Raw genomic sequence first — 20,063 nt, forward strand, 5'->3', positions numbered from 1 at the left:
CAGAACTTCTACTATTTTGGTCTAATTTTCTAAGAGTGCTTGTAAACTTGCTTGATCTTCAATATTTGCAAGTTGAGCTGTTTTATCAATCTTTTTGACGAATCCTGACAAAACTTTACCAGGTCCAATCTCGATAAAATGAGTGACACCCGCTTCTTGCATGACTGCAATACTTTCATAAAAACGGACAGGTTCCTTAACTTGACGAGTCAAAAGTTCAGCAATTCGTTCTTTTTCCATGACCTTTGCTTCTGTATTTCCAACAAGAGGACAAGCAAAGTCAGAAAATTCAACTGCTGTCAGGGCTTGTGCTAATTTTTGACTTGCAGGCTCCAATAAAGCTGTATGGAAAGGTCCAGAAACATTTAGAGGAATCAAGCGTTTTGCTCCCGCTTCCTGCAAAAGTTCAACTGCACGATCTACTGCAGCTACCTCACCACCGATAACAATCTGGCTTGGAGTATTGTAGTTAGCTGGAGTCACAACGCCAAATTGAGAAGCATCTTGACAAGCTTGTTCGATAACTTCAACTGGTGTATTGAGTACAGCTACCATTTTCCCTGATCCTACAGGTACTGCTTCCTCCATATAAGCACCACGTTTTGCAACTAGAGCCACTGCATCTTCGAAATCCAAGGCACCACTAGCTACAAGGGCTGAATATTCTCCAAGAGACAAACCTGCCACCATATCAGGCTGGTAACCTTTTTCCTCTAGAAGTCGGTAAATTGCAACTGAAGTAGCTAAAATAGCTGGTTGCGTGTAGCGAGTCTGGTTTAGCTTCGTTTCATCATTATCAATCAAGTCACGAAGGTCATATCCTAAGACCTGGCTAGCTTGGTCGATTGTTTCCTTGACGATAGCATATTGGTCGTATAGTTCACGTCCCATTCCAAGGTACTGGGCTCCTTGACCTGCAAATAGAAAGGCTGTTTTAGTCATTTCTTGTAACTCCTGCCCAACGAGCGGCTTCTTTTTGAATTTTCTTAGCTGCACCATAGTAGATATCTTTTAAGATTTCTTCAACAGTTTCTTCTTTCGATACCAAACCTGCAATCTGACCGGCCATTACTGAACCACCATCCACGTCACCATGGACAACAGCCTTAGCTAAGGCTCCAGCGCCCATTTGTTCAAAGATTTCTAAGTCTGGATTTTCTTGTTTAAAGGCATCTTTTTCAGCTTGCTCGAAATCACGAGTCAATTGGTTTTTGATGGCACGAACTGCGTGTCCAAAATGTTGTGCTGAAATCGTTGTATCAATATCACGGGCTTTTAAAATCTTAGCTTTATAGTTTGGATGAGCATTAGATTCTTTAGCAACTACAAAACGAGTTCCTACTTGAACAGCTTCTGCACCAAGCATAAATCCAGCTGCAGCTCCCTCGCCGTCTGCAATACCACCTGCAGCGATAACAGGAATTGAAACAGCCGCCGCAACTTGGCGAACCAAGGTCATAGTTGTTAATTTACCAATATGTCCGCCGGCTTCCATACCTTCAGCAATGACGGCATCTGCACCGATTTTTTCCATGCGTTTAGCCAAAGCTACACTTGGGACTACAGGAATAACGGTAATCCCTGCCTCGTGGAATCGCTCCATGTATTTGCTTGGATTTCCTGCACCAGTTGTGACTACCTTAACCCCTTCTTCAATAACGAGGTCAACAATATCATCTACAAATGGAGACAGAAGCATAATGTTAACACCAAAAGGTTTATCTGTTAAAGATTTAATCTTATCGATATTAGCTTTAACAACTTCTTTAGGTGCGTTTCCTCCACCAATGATTCCGAGACCACCAGCTTTTGAAACAGCTCCAGCCAAATCGCCATCTGCCACCCAGGCCATTCCACCTTGGAAGATAGGATATTTAATATTTAATAGTTCAGTGATACGTGTTTTCATATTGCCTCCATAAGTCTTGCTTACGTAATAGTTCGACTTTATTATAATTTGACGGTCAAACTATTACCTAAACAAGAGGGAGCGGGTCTCCCCTACTCCTTCTTTATTTATTCTAATTATTTTGTTTGCTCTTCAACGTAAGCAACCAAGTCGCCAACTGTTTTCAAGTTGTCTTCTGCTTCGATTTGGATATCAAAAGCGTCTTCGATTTCAGAGATTACTTGGAACAAGTCCAATGAATCTGCATCCAAATCATCAAAAGTAGATTCAAGTGTTACTTCTGATGCATCTTTTCCAAGTTCTTCAACGATAATTTCTTGTACTTTTTCAAATACTGCCATGATAGACTCCTTTAAAATAAATAGTTTTTTTATAACAATGTGATCACCACATGATTACCTAAATTGTAACAATAAGTGTGCCCCATGTCAAACCTCCACCGAAACCTGACAAGAGAATTTTTTGGCTACCATCTAAATTGATGAGCCCTTCTTCTACACACTCAGAAAGTAAAATCGGGATACTTGCCGCACTGGTATTTCCATACTTCATCATATTAGCAGGAAGTTTGTCACGATCGACACCGATTTTTCTAGCCATCTTATCTAAAATTCGAATATTAGCTTGATGAAGCAAGAGATAATCGAGTTCATCTGCTGATATTGGACTTTTTTCGATGGTCTGTTTAATAGATTTAGCCACGTCTCGAATTGCAAAGTCAAAAACTGCTCTCCCATCCATTTTCAAGAAAACATCTGGTTCTTCTTGAATCGAAAATGGTGAAATCAATCCTGTCTGTCCATAAGTGAGACACTCACCACGAGAACCATCGCTATTGAGACTTTCAGCTAAGAAATGTTTTTGGTCACTTGCCTCAAGTAGTACACCACCAGCTCCATCTCCAAACAAGACAGCTGTTGAGCGGTCAGACCAATCCAAAGATTTTGACATGGTCTCACTACCGATAACCAGACCCTTGCTATATGTTCCTGAAGAAATGAACTTTTCTGCAGTTGATAGGGCAAAAACAAATCCACTGCAAGCGGCTGTTAAATCATAGGCAAAAGCCTTATGAGCGCCAATCTTTGCCTGAACACGAGCTGCGGTTGATGGCATCATCGAGTCAGGTGTCATAGTAGCAAGAATAATAAAATCTAGCTCTTCAGCAGAAATCCCTGCCTTGTCTATAAGTTGCTTTGCAACCTCTGTAGCCAAATCTCCTGTTGATTCTGTTTTAGAAATATGACGTTCTTTAATCCCTGTCCGACTTGAGATCCATTCATCACTCGTATCCATGACCTGAGCCAAGTCTTCGTTAGTGATAATCTGCTCTGGAGCATAATGAGCGACCTGGCTTATTTTTGCAAAAGCCATTACTTCAAATCCTCCAAAAAGTGATAAAGATTAGTCAACCCTTTTCCCATAACTTCAATCTCTTCAGGACTCATGCCCTCGATAATTCTTTCGACCATGGCCTTATGGAAACGTTTATGAAGACGATGAACGAGGCGACCTTTCTTTGTCAAATGCAGATGTACTACACGACGATCTTGATCTGAACGGATACGTTCGATGTATCCTTTTCGTTCCAAATTATTTAAACTCGTTGTCACAGTCCCTAGAGTTACCATCAACTCTTTGGACACCTGACTTGGAGTCACTTCTGGATACTTACCGATAACATCAATCGTGTGCATTTCTTTGATAGAGATGTCTTTGAAACGACTACCTCGCAAACTTACTTCCTCGATTACTAGGACGTTGTTAAAAATTGATGTTAAATAGTCATTGACTTGTTGGTAGTCCATTTCTCTTCCCTCCTTTACCAAAAAAAAGTTTAATAATCAAAACATTTGACAAGAAAAGTATATCAAACTTCAAAGAATAGTGCAAGTATTTTTTATTTCCCGACAAATTTTGGACGTCTTCTTTCAGAATGTGCCCGAACACCTTCTTTAAAATCTTCCGTATAGGATAGTGATTTTTGTAGCTCCAATTCAAGTTGGGCGTATTCATGCCACCGCTTGAACTCACTCTCCCAAACAAGCTTCTTAATTGCTGCATAAGAATTTGAAGAACCACGTCTCAACTTCTTCAACAATTGTTCTCTTGTTTTTTCTAATTGTTCACTAGTACATAGACGATATAGAGCTCCTGCCTCCATTGCTTTTTCAGCAGTGAAAGCTTCACCTGTCATAGCTAATTGAGTTGCTCTAGTTGCACCGAGCGATCTTGTCAGTAAGAATAACCCGCCTGCGTCAGGAGCCAATCCTACACCTACAAAAGCCTGGATAAATTTAGACTTGTCAGATGCGATACAAAAATCAACTGCCAAGGCCATATTGGCTGCAGCTCCAGCAACTGCTCCATCCACCTCCATGATAACAGGTTTAGGAATCTGTTTAATCTTATAAGAAATAGTATTGACCAATTCAGCAATTCGAGTTAAGGAAGCAATATCATCCTCATCAACGGCACGTTTCATTTCAACTAAATCTCCACCGACAGAAAACACCTTACCAGCAGCATTGATTAGAATAAATGAAACTGAATCATCTTTTTCAGCTAATTCCAGTACTTCTAAAATTTCTTCACACATAGGAATATGGAAACCATTTGCCACCTCGGGACGATTTAATGTAATCACCGCTAAATCGTCTTGAATTTGAAAGATAATATGATTCATAGTCACTCCTTTAATTTAAAAAGCTGATTAAATTATTTTATCTTCAAAGTATATCTTTTTATTTCTATTTACACAAGCAAAAATCGATTAAAAGTGTATCAGCCGATTTCGAAAGAAAAGTTTCTAACCTTATGGATACAGCTCTCTTATAAGATAACCCTTTCGTATTCCAGATTGAAAAAAGCCCTTCTTTCTGCTATAATCGTATAAAATACTAACTGAGGAGTTCTTATGAAGGTTGTAAAATTTGGAGGAAGTTCACTTGCCTCTGCTAGTCAATTAGAAAAAGTTTTAAATATTGTCAAAAGTGACCCAGAACGTCGTTTTGTGGTTGTATCTGCCCCTGGTAAACGCAATTCTGAAGATACTAAAGTTACAGATGCCTTGATTAAATACTACCGCGACTATGTAGCTGGAAATGATATTAGCAAAAGCCAGAACTGGATTATTGATCGCTATGCTGCTATGGTTAGTGAATTAGATCTTAAACCAGCCGTTTTAGATAAAATTTCAAAAAGCATTCGCTCTCTAGCTACTCTTCCAATTGAAGATAATAAGTTTCTCTATGATACCTTTCTAGCAGCTGGAGAAAATAACAATGCCAAGTTGATTGCAGCCTACTTTAACCAAAATGGCTTGGAGGCGCGTTATGTTCATCCTAGAGAAGCTGGTATCGTTGTTACGAGCGAACCTGGAAATGCACGTATCATTCCTTCAAGCTATGATAAAATCGAGGAACTCAATAACGGTACAGAAGTCCTTGTTATTCCTGGATTCTTCGGTGTCACAAAAGAAAATCAAATCTGTACCTTCTCCCGTGGAGGATCTGATATCACAGGTTCTATCATTGCTGCTGGTGTTAAAGCAGACCTTTACGAGAACTTTACTGATGTTAATGGGATTTTTGCGGCTCACCCTGGTATTATTCACAAACCACACTCAATTCCTGAATTGACTTACCGTGAAATGCGTGAATTGGCCTATGCAGGATTCTCAGTGCTCCATGACGAAGCTCTCTTGCCTGCCTATCGCGGGAAAATTCCTTTGGTTATCAAGAACACCAATAACCCTGACCATCCCGGAACTCGTATCGTACTACAACATAGTAGCGATAAATTCCCAGTAGTAGGAATCGCAGGTGACTCTGGCTTTGTCAGCATCAATATGTCTAAGTACCTTATGAACCGTGAAATCGGGTTTGGTCGTAAAGTTCTTCAAATCCTTGAAGACTTAAATATCGGTTGGGAACATATGCCAACTGGTATCGATGACTTGTCAATCATTTTACGTTCACGGGAATTGACTCCTATCAAAGAAGAAGAAATTCTTCGTCAACTTGTTCAAAAAGCAGAGGTAGACCACGCTGAAATTGAACATGATCTCTCAATCATTATGATCGTTGGTGAGAAGATGAAGCGTCATATCGGGGTAACTGCTACTGCTACTCGCGCCTTGTCTGAAAATAATATCAACATCCAAATGATGTCCCAAGGGTCTAGCGAAGTTTCTATCATGTTCGTTGTCCACAAAGACCAAGAGAAAGCAGCCATCAAGGCTCTTTACCAGGCATTTTTTGGTGAAAGTAAGGAAGACTAAAGATGGCACAATCTCTTAACAAAGTCGTTGACCTACAAACTACTGGAACCTCCTATCTTTCCATTTCAGGAAAGGTTGGAAAATTTCTGGTTGGAGATCAGGCTTTAGAATTTTACGCAGACCGTAATGTTGAGGATTACATTCAGATTCCATGGTCCAGCGTTCATCAAATCGGAGCCAATGTCTCTAGGCGCAAGGTCAGTCGTCATTTCGAAGTCTTCACTGACCAAGGAAAATTCCTCTTTGCCTCAAAAGACTCTGGAAAAATTCTTAAAATTGCTCGTGAAAAGCTAGGCAATGACAAGGTTGTCAAGCTTCCAACCTTAATCCAAATCATTGGACGTAAAATCAAAAATCTATTTGCAAAAAAATAGAAACTTTAGTATAATCATAGAAACGGATAAGTAGGTTAAGTTGATCTTTCAGAAAGTCTGCGGGTGCTGTGAGCAGATAGAAAACTTAATTGAAATTCTACCGTTGTTGCAAACTAAATACAGAATCAAGTGCACACCTGTGAAGTTGGATGGAACCGTGGCCCTGCCACTCCAACGCTTTGTCGGGTGTGCTTTTTTCATAAAGGAGTTTATATGTTAGATATCAAACGTATTCGTACAGACTTTGATGCTGTCGCAGAAAAACTAGCTACACGTGGTGTAGATGCTGCTATCTTGAACGAGATGAAAGAAATCGATGCCAAACGACGTGACATCTTGGTTAAGGTTGAAACCCTCAAGGCTGAACGTAACACAGTTTCTGCTGAGATTGCACAAGCTAAACGTAACAAGGAAAATGCAGACGACAAGATTGCAGCTATGCAAACCCTCTCTGCCGAAGTAAAAGCTCTGGATGCTGAATTGGCAGAAATCGATGCTAAATTAACAGAATTCACTACTACTCTTCCAAATATCCCAGCTGACAGTGTTCCTATTGGAGCAGACGAAGATGATAACGTAGAAGTTCGCCGTTGGGGAACTCCTCGTGAGTTTGACTTTGAACCAAAAGCTCACTGGGATCTTGGTGAAGATCTTGATATTCTGGACTGGGAACGTGGTGGAAAAGTTACTGGAGCTCGTTTCCTCTTCTATAAGGGCCTCGGAGCTCGCTTGGAACGTGCTATTTACAACTTTATGCTAGATGAACATGGTAAAGAAGGTTATACAGAAGTCATCACACCTTACATAGTCAACCATGATTCTATGTTTGGTACCGGACAATATCCAAAATTCAAGGAAGATACTTTTGAACTCAGCGATACCAACTTTGTCTTAATTCCAACCGCTGAAGTACCTTTAACTAACTACTACCGTGATGAAATCATCGATGGCAAAGATCTACCAATCTACTTTACTGCCATGAGCCCATCTTTCCGTTCAGAGGCTGGTTCTGCTGGTCGTGATACTCGTGGCTTGATCCGTTTGCACCAATTCCACAAGGTTGAAATGGTGAAATTTGCCAAGCCTGAAGAATCATACGAAGAACTAGAAAAGATGACAGCCAACGCTGAAAACATCCTTCAAAAACTCAACTTGCCATACCGTGTAGTTGCTCTCTCTACTGGAGATATGGGCTTCTCAGCTGCCAAGACTTACGACTTGGAAGTTTGGATTCCAGCACAAAATACTTACCGTGAAATCTCAAGCTGTTCAAATACAGAAGATTTCCAAGCACGTCGTGCGCAAATCCGTTACCGTGATGAAGCCGATGGTAAGGTTAAACTTCTCCACACCTTGAACGGTTCTGGACTTGCTGTTGGACGTACCGTTGCTGCTATTCTTGAAAACTATCAAAACGAAGATGGTACTGTTACTATTCCTGAAGTCCTTCGTCCATACATGGGTGGAGCTGAAGTTATCAAACCTTAACATTTTCAGATAAAAAAAGAGGAAGCTGAGCTCCCTCTTTTTAAGTGATTCAAAAGAAACAGGTAGAAATTATGATTTCTACCTGTTTTTATTTATTAGTAACCACCCATCATTGAAGGATCCATAGCTGGAACTGGTGCTACTGGTTCTGGCTTGTTAGCCACAACGGCTTCTGTTGTCAAGATAAGACTTGCTACTGAAGCTGCGTTTTGAAGGGCTGAACGGCTAACCTTAACAGGATCGATAATACCTGCTTCAATCATGTTCACCCATTCACCTGTTGCAGCGTTGAAGCCTGTACCAGCTTCTGCATTTTTCAAACGATCAATAACGATTGAACCCTCATAGCCTGCATTGTAGGCAATTTGACGAACTGGTTCTTCCAAGGCACGAAGAACAATGCTACGTCCTGTTGCTTCGTCACCTGTCAATTCTAAAGCTTCAACAGCTGGAATGACATTCACTAAGGCAGTACCACCACCTGCAACAATACCTTCTTCCACTGCTGCACGGGTAGCGTTAAGGGCATCTTCGATGCGGAGTTTCATCTCTTTCAATTCAGTTTCAGTTGCAGCGCCGACCTTGATAACTGCTACTCCACCTGATAATTTGGCCAATCGTTCTTGGAGTTTTTCACGGTCGAATTCTGAAGTTGTTGTTTCGATTTGTGTCTTGATAACAGCTACACGATTAGCAATTGCTTCAGGATTACCAGCACCTTCTACGATGACAGTGCTATCTTTATCGACAGATACTTTAGCTGCTTGACCAAGAGCTTCAATAGTAGCATCTTTCAACTCAAGACCAAGGTCTTCGGTAATAACAGTTCCACCTGTCAAAATCGCAATATCTTCCAACATCGCTTTACGACGGTCACCGAAACCAGGAGCCTTAACAGCAACGACGTTGAAAGTTCCACGAATCTTATTCAAGACAAGAGTTGGAAGAGCTTCACCGTCAACATCATCAGCTATGATTAAGAGTGGACGACTGCTTTGAAGAATACTTTCTAGCAGTGGCAAAATTTCTTGGATATTTGAAATTTTCTTGTCAGTAATTAAAATGTATGGATTTTCAAGGTCTGCAACCATTTTTTCATTATCAGTAACCATGTATTGTGAAAGATACCCACGGTCAAACTGCATTCCTTCTACGACTTCTAGTTCTGTTTCCATTCCACGTGATTCTTCAATAGTGATAACTCCATCTTTACCAACTTTTTCCATGGCTTCAGAAATGTATTCACCAACTTTTTCAGAACGAGATGAAACGGCAGCGACCTGCGCAATCGCTTCTTTGTTTGCAACAGGAATAGCATTGTTCTTCAAGGCTTCTACAGCTGCAGCAACCGCTGCTTCAATCCCACGACGGATACCGATTGGGTTTGCGCCAGCCGTAACGTTTTTGATCCCTTCACGAACAATAGCTTGGGTCAAAACTGTTGCAGTAGTTGTCCCATCACCAGCGATATCATTGGTTTTAGAAGCCACTTCTGACACCAATTTGGCTCCCATATTTTCAAAATGGTCTTCCAACTCGATTTCTTTAGCGATGGTTACACCGTCATTGGTAATCAATGGTGAACCAAATGATTTCTCAAGAACAACATTACGGCCTTTAGGCCCCAAGGTTACTTTAACTGTATCAGCTAGGATATCAACACCACGTACCATAGCTGAACGAGCATCTGATGAAAATTTAATGTCTTTTGCCATACTTACTTTCTCCTTCTATTCTTCAACGATTGCCAAGATACTAGCTTCACCCACGATGAGGTATTTTTCATCCCCATCTTTAACATCAATACCCGCATGAGCTTCAACTAAAACATGATCTCCAACTTTTACACTTGGAGCGACTAACTCACCGCTCAAGGTACGAACACCTTGTCCAGTAGCCACTACAGTAGCTGTTTTCGTTTCTTCTTGGGCTGATTTTGCGAGGACAAAACCTCCGACTGTTTGTTCTTTCTCTTCAATTTTCAAGACCACACGGTCTCCTAATGGTTTCAACATCTGCTTTCCTCCATAAGATAATCATATTATTAGCACTCTTAACGCGCGAGTGCTAATCTATAGTTCTATTGTATCACTTAGTCAGAAATAGTCAAGAAAAAAAGCTGATTTATAGCATAAAAAAGAGTCTGAGAAAGCTCTCAAACTCTTATAAGATTAGAAGGGAAGTTCCTCCTCTTCCAAAACCAAATCTGCCAAGTCTTGACCAGCATTATTTTCACGCATCGCACGTTGGGCGCGACTTTCCAAAAGTTGGAAGCCTGTGGCGAGAACTTCAGTCACATAGTTGGTCTGACCATTTTTCTCAAACTTACGAGTACGAAGCTCCCCATCGACAGAAATGAGACTGCCTTTAGTCGCGTAGCTAGACAAGGTTTCAGCCAATTTCCCCCAGACCACAAAATTGATGAAGTCCGCTTCACGTTCCCCGTTTTGATCCTTAAAACGACGGTTAATGGCAATCGTCGCACGAGCTACAGACTTGTCATTGTTGGTTTTGTGCAATTCTGGCGTTGCCACAATTCTTCCAATAAGAATAACTTTATTATACATTTTTCATCCTCCTACTTATCTATTCGAAGGAAATCAAAAAAAGTTACAACATTTGTAACTTTTTTAAAAATAATATTAATCTCTGTAAATTGTAAATCCAGTAGCTTGTTGATTGGCCATGATTGTCATATCTGTGATTTGTACACGACGTGGTAGACTGGTCACATAAACTACTGCATCAGCGATATCCTGCGCTTGCAAGGCTTCAAGCCCCTGGTAAACAGTCGCAGCCCGTGCATCATCTCCATGAAAACGAACTTTTGAAAAATCCGTCTCTACAATTCCAGGTTGAATAGTGGTCACCTTGATATCTGTAGCAATGGTATCAATTCTTAAGCCATCCGAAAAAGTTTTGACTGCAGCCTTGGTTGCTGAATAGACTGCTGCACCCGCATAGGCATAAATACCTGCGGTTGAACCCATATTAATGATATGACCTTGATTAGCTGCAACCATGGAAGGTAAAAGGCAACGAGTAACTGCCATCAAACCTTTGACATTGGTATCCAGCATAGTCAGCATATCCAACTCCTCATAGTCCTGATATGGAGCTAAGCCTAAAGCAAGTCCAGCGTTATTAACTAAAACATCAATCGAACCTACTGCTTTAATAATTTCTGAACAAACCGTTTTAACCATTGTCATATCGGTTACATCTAGAGGAAAGGTCCAAATTTTTTGATTCGGATAGTTTTCCACAAACTCAGCTTTTAGAGCTTCAAGCCTTTCTGTTCGACGTCCTGTGAGAACAATATTTTCACCTTTTTCTAGATAGGCACGCGCGATTGCTTCACCAATACCTGATGTTGCACCTGTAATCACTACATTTTTTGCCATCTTACTTTCTCCTATCTAGTTTAATAGATACTCGTTACCAATTAAGCTGTCCAGTGTTTAGCTGGATCGAATGGAGTTCCAACAACTTGGTCTTCTGACAATTCAATAACACCACGCTTTTGTGGAGCATTTGGTAAGGCAAGTTCACGAGGACTACACATCATCCCAAAACTCTTTTCTCCACGAAGTTCCCCTGGAAAAATGAGATTGCCTTTTGGCATCATCGCTCCTGGAAGAGCTACAATGGTTTTCAAGCCGACACGCGCATTAGGAGCACCCGCAACGATTTGTACAGTTTTATCATTTCCAACAGCAACTTGGCAGATATTCAAGTGATCACTATCTGGATGCGCAACCATCTCTACAATTTCTCCAACGACAAATTTTGGTTCCTTGTCATTGATGATTTCTTCAGTAAATCCTTGAGCCTGTAGTTCTTGATTCAAACGAGCTGCTTGATTGTCTGTTAGAAATACTTGGCCACGATTCTCAATCTCAAATAAGCTAGAAACTTCAAAAATATTCCAAGCGACAGTTTCACCAGTTTCTTTGAGAAAAACACGTGCAATATTGCCTTTACGCTCAGCATCTAGCTTGGCGTCACCACTGTTTTTCACGATGACCATAAGGACATCGCCTACATATTCTTTATTGTATGTAAAAATCATTCTTTTCTCCTATTTCAATCCTGCTAAAAAGTCATTAATCTCTTCCTTAGTTTTACGGTTACGATTGACAAAGCGACCAATCTCCTTGTCATTGTCTAAAACAACAAGACTTGGAATCCCGTATACATCCCAAAGTTTAGCAAGTTCCATGTACTCATCACGGTCTACTCGTATAAAAGTAAACTCTGGATTTGCCGCTTCAATCTCTTGCAAGGCGGGATAAATATAACGGCAATCGCCACACCAATCCGCAACAAAAAGGAAGACCTTCTTGCCATCCTGCTCTACTAAATTCGCTAATTCTTCTAAACCGTTAGGAGAAATCATAAGCCCTCCTCCTCGTAGATGAGATCTTCATCTTCATAGACAAAGGTATAGTGACGACCATCTTCAAAAATGACACCGCCAACGAGACGCTCTAGGCTGCTTTCATATACTTGGACATAGAGAGTCGCGATTTCACCCATCACTGAAAAGTAGTCACGCACAATCGCAGTCAACTCTTCTTGCGTCTTCATGAGCTTGTGCTCATCAGCTACTTTCTTAGCTCCAAAAGCAAGTGCTCCAAGTCCTACCACTGCCAAACCTGTTTTAATGATATTTTTCGTTTTCATGCTAACATTGTAACACAAAAAGATAAGTAGGACAAATCGTGAATGCTAATTTTGTTTGAACTATATATACCTCATTTCAAGAAATATTGACTCCTATCTCCTCTTGTGTTACAATACCTCAAAGTAACGATTTACTTTTTCATAAAATTCTAAGGAGACTCTAAATGAACAAAGAAAGTTATTTTGACGGTGGATTACTCAGCTTTATCGGGCACTCGATTGTCGCTTTTTTCATCATCACCTTAACTCTAGGGATTGCTACACCTTGGGCCGTTTGTTTTATGCAAGATTGGAAAGTCAGACATACTGTCATCGATGGTCAACGTTTATACTTTGATGGAACTGGTACCCAGTTATTTGGAAATTGGATCAAATGGTTCTTACTGACGATTATCACTCTTGGAATCTATTCATTTTGGTTAAAAATAAAAACAGAACAATGGATTACCAAGCATACCCATCATATGTAAAAAGTGTGGTTTATAGACCACACTTTTTTTATAGACCTTAATAATGTCTCTGACCAAACAAATCCTCTGGCAAGTCATGGAAATCCTTACCTGCCTTGAAATTTTCAAACTTGCCTAGCAAAAACTGGTAGGCATCCAAGCGGCTTTCATAGCGAATCATGGCATCTTTAGCGCGCTCATCTTGATCTTCTTCATAGACCTTTTGACTTTCCTTGTGTGCCATATCGTTAATCATGATTTGGGTATTAACCCAGGCTTCAAATTCCTTCATAAATTCTTGCTCGTAACTCATTTTTTCTCCTTATTCTAATCCACGGAAAAAGTCTGTATCAATCTCACGGTAGGGTTGGATGTCCTGAACATATTCCAAGACTCCTTGAAATTCCCCATTCTCATCATGTACTGCAGCGTAGGTAACATGGACAAACTTACCTCGTGACTCAGACTTGAACCACATCTCATACTTGTCTTTTTCCCCCTCACGAAGACCTTGCATAATCGTTTTGACTTTATCCAAATATTTTGGCGGGTGGCAGAGTTCGACATTTCGTCCAACTTGAGACGGTGTCCTCTTGAAAATCATCTCATCTGCTAGCGTATTATCGTTATAATATTGGAAGATATCATCCTTATTAACAAAGGTAATCTCCATCGGCAAATGATTAAGGATAAGATTCGCCTGTTCAACTGATAGATAACCATTGCCAAAAGCCTGTTGACTATGACGGTCTAGCACCGCTTCCTTTTCCTTAGGTGTAAAGGTAATAGTAAACTGCCCTTCTGGCTTATCAATGACTTGCTGGACTTTGCCATCTGACTTATCTAACTGTACAGGCTCCTCTTCTCTTTTTTCCTCAACAAAGCTCTGACGTTCTGGTTCCCATTTTTCAGACGGACGGATGATAGCATAACCATAGGCATCACTTTCCTCAGCAATCTGAATCCAGTCATCCTGGGTAAAGGATTCGAGTAGAATCATGAGAAGGATAGACTCTTCCTTAAAAATCATACTCTCAAACTCTGTCGCAAAAGCTTCAAAGGTTTCTTTTACATTTGCAATGGTTGTTTCTGGCAAAGATTTAACAGAAGATAAAGCTTTTTGATAGAGTTCCCTGATTTGGTCATCCACTCCCCACATGACCTTTGGAGGCGAGTCATGTCCATAACGCTCCATGATTGGAAAGAAAAGCTCTTCTTTACGCTGATAGTGACGGTCGAACTGGCCTACAAGTCCCATTTGGCGAACCAAACCCTTACGCATCTCCGCCAGCATTTCCTCGTCTTCCATCGACTCATAAGTGTCTAGCAATCTACGAACACGAATCAAGGCTGCACGTAGGGCTAGATTTTCATCCTTAAAAACACGAACAGGATGACCTGGATGTTCGGTATCCTCAACCTCGACGCCCTTAACAGCATTTTTAAAAAGATTGGCATGGACATCACAGAGCTCCATGACATCCTCGAATGTCACACCTGAATCAGAGTTCATCAGCTCATGCTCCATGAGGGAAATCTCGATGGCTGATACACCTGAAAAGGTTGCATCAAAGCGTACCTGAACGGATTCAGGAGAGGCTCCATTGTGCAATTCTAATAAAATATCCCGAAGGACATGAATTCGTTCATCTGTCATTAGTCTAATCCAATCACTTCGTAACCATTTGCTTCTAATGTTCGTACAATCTTATCCATAGAAGTTCCTTCAAGCTTTGAACCTTGTTTTAGCGATACTTTTCGCCCTACAGTATTGCGCATCAAAGGATTTGCAAGAGGTTTAAAACCGAGTTCCACAAGAATATCCAAAACCTCGGGATGCTTGTCCACCACTTCCGCAACAGGAATAGATACATCAATAATATTATCCATCACAACCTCCATTACATTCTTTACTGATTTTTCTTTTCTTATTATACCATAAGGGAAAAGATTAAAAAACTAGCAATACAAGTATTGCTAGTTTTTAATCTTAGTCAGCTTCGACTATCTCAGCCTCTTTTCGAATAGTTGCCATATCATTTTGGTATTGCACTTCAGAATAGTTAACCAATTTAGATAATTCTTTTTGCAATCTTTCACCCATCGGTTTCATGGTTGCAAAGGTTAAACCTCCCGAAATAAATCCTCCTAGAATAGGAATCGCTTTCCCCATCCCTTTTGCCAAACCTCTCCTTGTAAGAGTAACACCAAAAATCTTTAAAACTTTTTCTAAAATAGGATACCACAAAGTCTTAGCCAAAGCCTTCTGGGGAACTGTCTTCATGACATGTTTAGCGACTGTAACTCCACCAGAACGAAGCAAGGCACCTGCTCCGTTTACCCCAAACATGACCCCTAGATAAAGTAATAGAGTATTTTTGGCTTCTTCACTCAATTCATTTCGAGAAGCCCAGAGATTATCATATCCATAAATATATCCCAATTCTTGAGCTAACTTTAATGAAAAAGCATAAAATTGAGCAACATCTGTTGGAATAGTAAGCGCCATTAGAATACCTCCAGGTAGACCTGCTAGAACAGATGTTCCACTTGCTCGTAAAACATTATCCTTTATGCAGGACCTGGCTACCCTATCTAAGGTTTCCTGGGGTAATAATGAAGGAGGACCTTGTTCTAACAATTTGGCAATATCCTTCTTATCTAATTCTTTAGAAAACTTCTCAACTAAAAATTTTTCTCTATTTACTTTCACGACAGGAAGCTTTACAACTTGTTGTAAAACTTTTATAGCTATATCTTGTTTAACCATCTATATCTCCATTTTTCATTCAAGTCCAGCTTTATCATATCATACTCTTAGAGATTAATACATTTTTTTAACCGACTTTTAAGAAGGGCAATTAGTTAATCTATCGTCATGTTTAAAGTAACAAAAAAGAGGGTTTCCCCTCTTTCTTAGTTCTTATCCAGATTGCGTAACATTTCGTCAATCTTGTTTCCATACTCAATGGATTCGTCTTTAACGAAAGTTAAGTCTGGAATTTTATACAATTTCAAATTGCGACCAAGCTCACGTTTGATAGTTCCGGTTGCTTTTTCAAGCCCAATTTGGGCCTTTTGATTATCTGAAGCAAGATTACTCAAAATTGTGTAGTAAACCTTAGCTACAGACAAGTCCCCAAGCATCTGAACATCTGTGATGGTCACACCTTGGACACGCGGGTCACGGACTTTCTTTTGCAAAATCTCATTGACTTCACGCTTGATCTCCATGCCCACACGATCCGTACGGAAATGATTTGCCATGCTATTCCTTCCTCTCTATTGAACCAAAAGCTAGGCCAGCAGACCTAGCTTTTTCTAAACTTATTGATTTTCAATTCAAATTGGAACGAAGTTCAATTTGAACTCATCGGCTTCTTTCGCCGTGGTGAAAGTGATTGGGCTGATAATTCAGTTCAATCACTGGGGATTTTTGAGACCCTAGGCTCAAAAATAAGCAATGAAACCATCGGTTTGCTTGCGTCCCTCACCACCTAAGAAAGGAGCAAAAATTTTATCTCTTGATTTCTTCCATGACATAAGCCTCAATCACATCATCCATCTTGATATCATTGTAGCCATCAATCATGAGACCACCTTCACGGCCGTTTGTAACTTCTTTGACGTCATCTTTATAGTGTTTCAAGCTTGCAAGTTCACCATCGTAAATAACGACACCGTCACGAATAACACGGACTTTAGAGTCACGGGTAATTTTACCACTAGTAACCATAAATCCACCAATCGTTCCGACTTTAGATACTTTGAAGGTTTCACGGATGATTGCTTCACCGATAACTTTCTCTTCGAATTCTGGATCAAGCATCCCTTTCATAGCTTCTTCCATCTCTTCGATAACCTTGTAGATAATGCTGTGGAGACGGATTTCTACATCGTCTGCTTCTGCTTGTTGACGAGCTTGTGGTGTAGGGCGTACGTTGAAACCAATGATAAAGGCATTTGAAGCTTCGGCAAGGGTGACGTCAGATTCATTGATAGCACCAACTGCTGAGTGAACGATGGTAACTTTTACACCTTCCACATCAATCTTTTGAAGGGATGCAGCAAGAGCTTCAACAGAACCTTGTACGTCAGCTTTGATGATGACGTTAACAGATTTAAGTTCACCAGCTTTAAGAGTGTCAAATAGATTTTCAAGGCTGACACGTTGAGTAGCTTGACGTTGCTTCATAAGAGCACGTTTAGCACGTTCTTCACCAGCTGCACGAGCAGATTTTTCATCTTCGTATACAGCAAAGTGGTCACCCGCCATCGGTGCTTCGTTCAAACCAGTGATAGAAACCGGAGTAGATGGTCCAGCCACCTTCACACGACGTCCAAGGTCATTGGTCATGGCACGGACACGACCAAAGGTATTTCCGACAACGATTGGGTCTTGAACGTTCAAAGTACCTTGTTGTACAAGAAGAGTTGCAACCGCACCTTTTCCTTTATCCAAGCGCGCTTCGATAACAGTACCGATAGCACGAACAGTTGGATCTGCTTTGAGTTCTTGGATTTCAGCTACAAGAAGGACAGTTTCCAAGAGTTCATCAATATTTTGGTTGAATTTGGCTGAGATTTCTACAAACTCAGAATCCCCACCCCAAGCAGTTGACATAACACCGTGTTCAGCCAATTCACCGATTACACGTTCTGGATTGGCACCTGGTTTATCAATCTTGTTAATGGCAACGATGATTGGAACATTAGCCGCTTTTGAGTGGTTGATAGCTTCGATAGTTTGAGGCATAACCCCGTCATCTGCCGCTACGACCAAGATGGTAATATCAGTAACAGAGGCACCACGTGCACGCATGGAAGTAAAGGCCGCGTGTCCTGGTGTATCAAGGAAGGTAATCTTCTTACCATTTTCCTCAATCTGATAGGCACCGATATGCTGAGTGATACCACCAGCTTCTCCTGTCGCAACACGAGAATTACGAAGGGTATCCAAAAGGGTTGTTTTACCATGGTCAACGTGTCCCATGATGGTTACAACCGGTGGACGCTCAACCAACTCATCTTCATTGAGGTATCCATCTTCTACGAAGAAGCGTTCGATATCCGCATTATCCACTTCAACCTTTTGTTTAGCTTCAATTCCGTAATCAACCATAAGGAGTTCAATTGTTTCACCATCCAGAGATTGGTTTTGAGTGGCCATTACGCCCATCATAAATAGTTTCTTAACAATCTCAGCTGGTTCACGTTTGATACGTTTTGCGATTTCCGCAACAGTCATACCATCTGTATATTCAAATTCTGTTGGCAACTCATGGAATTTACGCTCTGTAACAGGTTTTGGAGCCTGGTTACGGTTGTTTTGCTTGTTGCCTTTTTTATTTTTCTTATTGTTATTCCAGTTACTATTTCTTTGATTTCTCACTTGATTCTGACTACTTCGATTCTTTTGTTGTTTTCTAGGACCATCTTCTTCACGATCGTAATCATCACGATCTTTGTCTGGTCGGGCTTGTTTTTTACGACGTGTATCCACTACAGGCTCTTTGACTACAGGAGCTACTTCAACCACTTGCTGAGTTTGTTCAGCTAGCTTAGCAGCTTCTTCAAAGATTTCCTCTGGTTCTTTTCGTTTATTAGCTTGAGCCAAAGCTTCTTTAGCTGCTTGTGACTGTTTGAAGCGTTCCTCGCTTGAACGTGCGTATTCGGCATTTTGCTCCGCCTTCAGGGCTGCTGCACGAGCCTTGAAATCAATACGTGGGCCAGCTTGATTCGGACGATTGTCCGCTTGTTGGCGGCGATCGTTCCCACGATTTCCTTGACCTTGCTGTTTCTTGGCTTGATCATTAAAACGACGATTGTCGCGGTTCCCTTGACCTGGTTTTCCACCATTACGGTTGTCATTTTTTTGACGATTCCCGTTTTGTTGTTGGTCGCGGTTGTTGCCCTTGTTTTGCTTGCGTCGCTCTGCTTGCTCTTTTGCACGAGCTTCACGCTCTGCCTTGAAGTTTCGGCTTTGTGGTCTAGCAGCTACTACTTTTTCTTCCTTAGGAGCTGCTGGCGTTTCAGATTTCTTTTCTACCTTCGCTTCACTTGCTTTTGGCGCTACAGGTTTTGCTTCTGCTTTAGGAGTAGCAGGCTTAAAGCTAGCAACGATTTTTTCAGCAGCATCAGCTTCAACGCTTGACGAGTGGCTCTTCACCTCCAAGCCCAACTCTTTTGCACGCGCTACAACTTCTTTACTTTCTTTTCCAAGTTCTTTTGCGATTTCGTACAATCTTTTCTTAGACAAATCATGTCCTCCTCTTCTATTCCATAAGAGACCTCATTTTCTTTGTAAATCCAGCATCTGTCACAGCTAAAATCTTTCTTGATTTTCCAACTGCTATGCTTAATTCCAGTGTTGAAAACACGGTTACAACTTCTACTTGATAATAGTGACTTTTATCTTGAATCTTCTTGGTCAGGTTGGGAGCAGCATCATGCGCTAGAAATACCAGCTTAGCTTTCTGTTCCTGAATGGCTTTGACAACCATTTCTTCACCCGAGATAATTTTCCCTGCTCGTTGAGCAAGTCCCAAAAGATTACTTACTTTTTGCTTATTCAAGTCCTAACTCTCTTCTTTTTACTTTGTGATCAACATAGGCGATCAACTCGTCATAAAAGCTTTCTTCAACTTCCATGTTAAAGCTACGGTTAAAGACTTTTTTCTTTTTAGCCTCTAGGGCTTCTGCATTGTCTAGCTTGATATAAGCGCCACGGCCATTAGCCTTGCCTGTCGGGTCGATAAAGACCTCCCCTTCTTTGTTCTTGACAATACGGAGTAAATCTCGCTTATCAATTACTTCGTTGGAAACAACAGACTTGCGCAAAGGGATTTTTCTTGTTTTCATCTTTCCCTCCTCTT

The 20,063-nt window shown here is 40.8% G+C and carries 25 protein-coding genes; 4 read left to right on the forward strand and 21 right to left on the reverse strand.

The features are described from left to right. Positions 1 to 21: 21 nt before the first annotated feature. The 6 genes from fabD to TZ94_RS04220 all read right to left on the reverse strand — a co-directional run bounded on the left by fabD (position 22) and on the right by TZ94_RS04220 (position 4,595). Complete coding sequence (gene fabD / locus TZ94_RS04195; protein WP_045614466.1) at positions 22 to 942, reverse strand: ACP S-malonyltransferase; 921 nt, start codon at positions 940 to 942, stop codon at positions 22 to 24. Further along, positions 935 to 1,909: an enoyl-[acyl-carrier-protein] reductase FabK gene (gene fabK / locus TZ94_RS04200; RefSeq protein WP_045614469.1), complete on the reverse strand. Its 975-nt coding sequence runs from the start codon at positions 1,907 to 1,909 to the stop codon at positions 935 to 937. The genes fabD and fabK overlap by 8 nt, the downstream gene beginning before the upstream one ends. Positions 1,910 to 2,025: 116 nt before the next feature. Further along, positions 2,026 to 2,250 (reverse strand): acyl carrier protein, encoded by a 225-nt coding sequence (locus TZ94_RS04205; protein ID WP_000257840.1) that lies wholly within the window; start codon positions 2,248 to 2,250, stop codon positions 2,026 to 2,028. A gap of 58 nt (positions 2,251 to 2,308) precedes the next feature. Continuing rightward, positions 2,309 to 3,283 carry a beta-ketoacyl-ACP synthase III gene (locus TZ94_RS04210; protein ID WP_045614471.1) on the reverse strand — a complete coding sequence of 325 codons (975 nt, stop codon included), beginning with the start codon at positions 3,281 to 3,283 and terminating at the stop codon, positions 2,309 to 2,311. After that, the gene (gene fabT, locus TZ94_RS04215; protein ID WP_004251873.1) at positions 3,283 to 3,717 is read right to left on the reverse strand and encodes a fatty acid biosynthesis transcriptional regulator FabT; all 435 of its coding nucleotides are present in this window, start codon (positions 3,715 to 3,717) and stop codon (positions 3,283 to 3,285) included. Before fabT ends, TZ94_RS04210 begins: the two co-directional genes overlap by 1 nt. Before the next feature lie 92 nt (positions 3,718 to 3,809). Beyond that, positions 3,810 to 4,595, reverse strand: a complete 786-nt coding sequence (locus tag TZ94_RS04220) for an enoyl-CoA hydratase (RefSeq protein ID WP_045614474.1) — start codon at positions 4,593 to 4,595, stop codon at positions 3,810 to 3,812. Positions 4,596 to 4,826: 231 nt separating this feature from the next. Between TZ94_RS04220 and TZ94_RS04225 the strand changes: the two genes are divergently transcribed. The 3 genes from TZ94_RS04225 to serS all read left to right on the forward strand — a co-directional run bounded on the left by TZ94_RS04225 (position 4,827) and on the right by serS (position 8,053). Further along, the gene (locus TZ94_RS04225) at positions 4,827 to 6,191 is read left to right on the forward strand and encodes an aspartate kinase (protein ID WP_045614477.1); all 1,365 of its coding nucleotides are present in this window, start codon (positions 4,827 to 4,829) and stop codon (positions 6,189 to 6,191) included. Between the two features lie 2 nt (positions 6,192 to 6,193). After that, positions 6,194 to 6,565, forward strand: a complete 372-nt coding sequence (locus tag TZ94_RS04230) for a DUF956 family protein (RefSeq protein WP_045614480.1) — start codon at positions 6,194 to 6,196, stop codon at positions 6,563 to 6,565. Between the two features lie 213 nt (positions 6,566 to 6,778). Continuing rightward, positions 6,779 to 8,053: a serine--tRNA ligase gene (serS, locus tag TZ94_RS04235; RefSeq protein ID WP_045614481.1), complete on the forward strand. Its 1,275-nt coding sequence runs from the start codon at positions 6,779 to 6,781 to the stop codon at positions 8,051 to 8,053. Positions 8,054 to 8,148: 95 nt separating this feature from the next. On the opposite strand, the gene groL is transcribed toward serS, so the two are convergent. From groL to TZ94_RS04270, 7 genes are all read right to left on the reverse strand, one after another. Next, a complete protein-coding gene (gene groL / locus TZ94_RS04240; protein WP_045614484.1) occupies positions 8,149 to 9,768 on the reverse strand; it encodes a chaperonin GroEL in 1,620 nt (539 codons plus the stop codon). A 15-nt stretch (positions 9,769 to 9,783) separates the two neighbouring features. Next, positions 9,784 to 10,068, reverse strand: coding sequence for a co-chaperone GroES (gene groES / locus TZ94_RS04245; RefSeq protein ID WP_045614485.1), 285 nt, complete (start codon positions 10,066 to 10,068; stop codon positions 9,784 to 9,786). A 156-nt stretch (positions 10,069 to 10,224) separates the two neighbouring features. After that, on the reverse strand, positions 10,225 to 10,620 hold the full coding sequence (locus TZ94_RS04250) for a single-stranded DNA-binding protein (protein WP_045614487.1): 396 nt from the start codon (positions 10,618 to 10,620) through the stop codon (positions 10,225 to 10,227). Positions 10,621 to 10,695: 75 nt separating this feature from the next. Beyond that, a complete protein-coding gene (locus tag TZ94_RS04255) occupies positions 10,696 to 11,457 on the reverse strand; it encodes an SDR family NAD(P)-dependent oxidoreductase (RefSeq protein WP_045614488.1) in 762 nt (253 codons plus the stop codon). A 41-nt stretch (positions 11,458 to 11,498) separates the two neighbouring features. Beyond that, on the reverse strand, positions 11,499 to 12,125 hold the full coding sequence (gene ytpR, locus TZ94_RS04260) for a YtpR family tRNA-binding protein (RefSeq protein ID WP_045614491.1): 627 nt from the start codon (positions 12,123 to 12,125) through the stop codon (positions 11,499 to 11,501). Positions 12,126 to 12,134: 9 nt separating this feature from the next. Next, positions 12,135 to 12,452, reverse strand: a complete 318-nt coding sequence (locus tag TZ94_RS04265; RefSeq protein WP_045614493.1) for a thioredoxin family protein — start codon at positions 12,450 to 12,452, stop codon at positions 12,135 to 12,137. Beyond that, positions 12,449 to 12,739, reverse strand: coding sequence for a DUF4651 domain-containing protein (locus tag TZ94_RS04270; protein ID WP_045614496.1), 291 nt, complete (start codon positions 12,737 to 12,739; stop codon positions 12,449 to 12,451). Before TZ94_RS04270 ends, TZ94_RS04265 begins: the two co-directional genes overlap by 4 nt. 164 nt (positions 12,740 to 12,903) lie before the next feature. Between TZ94_RS04270 and TZ94_RS04275 the strand changes: the two genes are divergently transcribed. Further along, the gene (locus tag TZ94_RS04275; protein WP_045614501.1) at positions 12,904 to 13,209 is read left to right on the forward strand and encodes a DUF898 family protein; all 306 of its coding nucleotides are present in this window, start codon (positions 12,904 to 12,906) and stop codon (positions 13,207 to 13,209) included. A gap of 37 nt (positions 13,210 to 13,246) precedes the next feature. Here TZ94_RS04275 and TZ94_RS04280 read toward each other — a convergent pair whose 3' ends face one another. The 8 genes from TZ94_RS04280 to rnpM form a co-directional block, all read right to left on the reverse strand. After that, positions 13,247 to 13,501 (reverse strand): DUF1912 family protein, encoded by a 255-nt coding sequence (locus TZ94_RS04280; protein WP_045614503.1) that lies wholly within the window; start codon positions 13,499 to 13,501, stop codon positions 13,247 to 13,249. Between the two features lie 9 nt (positions 13,502 to 13,510). Then, a complete protein-coding gene (locus TZ94_RS04285) occupies positions 13,511 to 14,845 on the reverse strand; it encodes a DUF438 domain-containing protein (RefSeq protein ID WP_045614506.1) in 1,335 nt (444 codons plus the stop codon). Continuing rightward, positions 14,845 to 15,078, reverse strand: coding sequence for a DUF1858 domain-containing protein (locus TZ94_RS04290; protein ID WP_045614509.1), 234 nt, complete (start codon positions 15,076 to 15,078; stop codon positions 14,845 to 14,847). The genes TZ94_RS04285 and TZ94_RS04290 overlap by 1 nt, the downstream gene beginning before the upstream one ends. Positions 15,079 to 15,178: 100 nt before the next feature. Continuing rightward, entirely contained in the window at positions 15,179 to 15,958 is a 780-nt protein-coding gene (locus TZ94_RS04295) for a hypothetical protein (RefSeq protein WP_045614511.1), read from the reverse strand. A 146-nt stretch (positions 15,959 to 16,104) separates the two neighbouring features. Then, on the reverse strand, positions 16,105 to 16,455 hold the full coding sequence (rbfA, locus tag TZ94_RS04300) for a 30S ribosome-binding factor RbfA (RefSeq protein ID WP_001273601.1): 351 nt from the start codon (positions 16,453 to 16,455) through the stop codon (positions 16,105 to 16,107). 250 nt (positions 16,456 to 16,705) lie between these two features. Continuing rightward, positions 16,706 to 19,447, reverse strand: coding sequence for a translation initiation factor IF-2 (gene infB / locus TZ94_RS04305; RefSeq protein WP_045614514.1), 2,742 nt, complete (start codon positions 19,445 to 19,447; stop codon positions 16,706 to 16,708). 16 nt (positions 19,448 to 19,463) lie between these two features. Beyond that, positions 19,464 to 19,763: a YlxQ-related RNA-binding protein gene (locus TZ94_RS04310; RefSeq protein ID WP_045614517.1), complete on the reverse strand. Its 300-nt coding sequence runs from the start codon at positions 19,761 to 19,763 to the stop codon at positions 19,464 to 19,466. Then, the gene (gene rnpM, locus TZ94_RS04315; RefSeq protein WP_006144965.1) at positions 19,756 to 20,049 is read right to left on the reverse strand and encodes an RNase P modulator RnpM; all 294 of its coding nucleotides are present in this window, start codon (positions 20,047 to 20,049) and stop codon (positions 19,756 to 19,758) included. Before rnpM ends, TZ94_RS04310 begins: the two co-directional genes overlap by 8 nt. Between the last annotated feature and the right edge of the window lie 14 nt (positions 20,050 to 20,063).

The organism is Streptococcus infantis, assembly GCF_000960085.1.
GTDB classification, from domain to species: Bacteria; Bacillota; Bacilli; order Lactobacillales; family Streptococcaceae; genus Streptococcus; species Streptococcus infantis_C.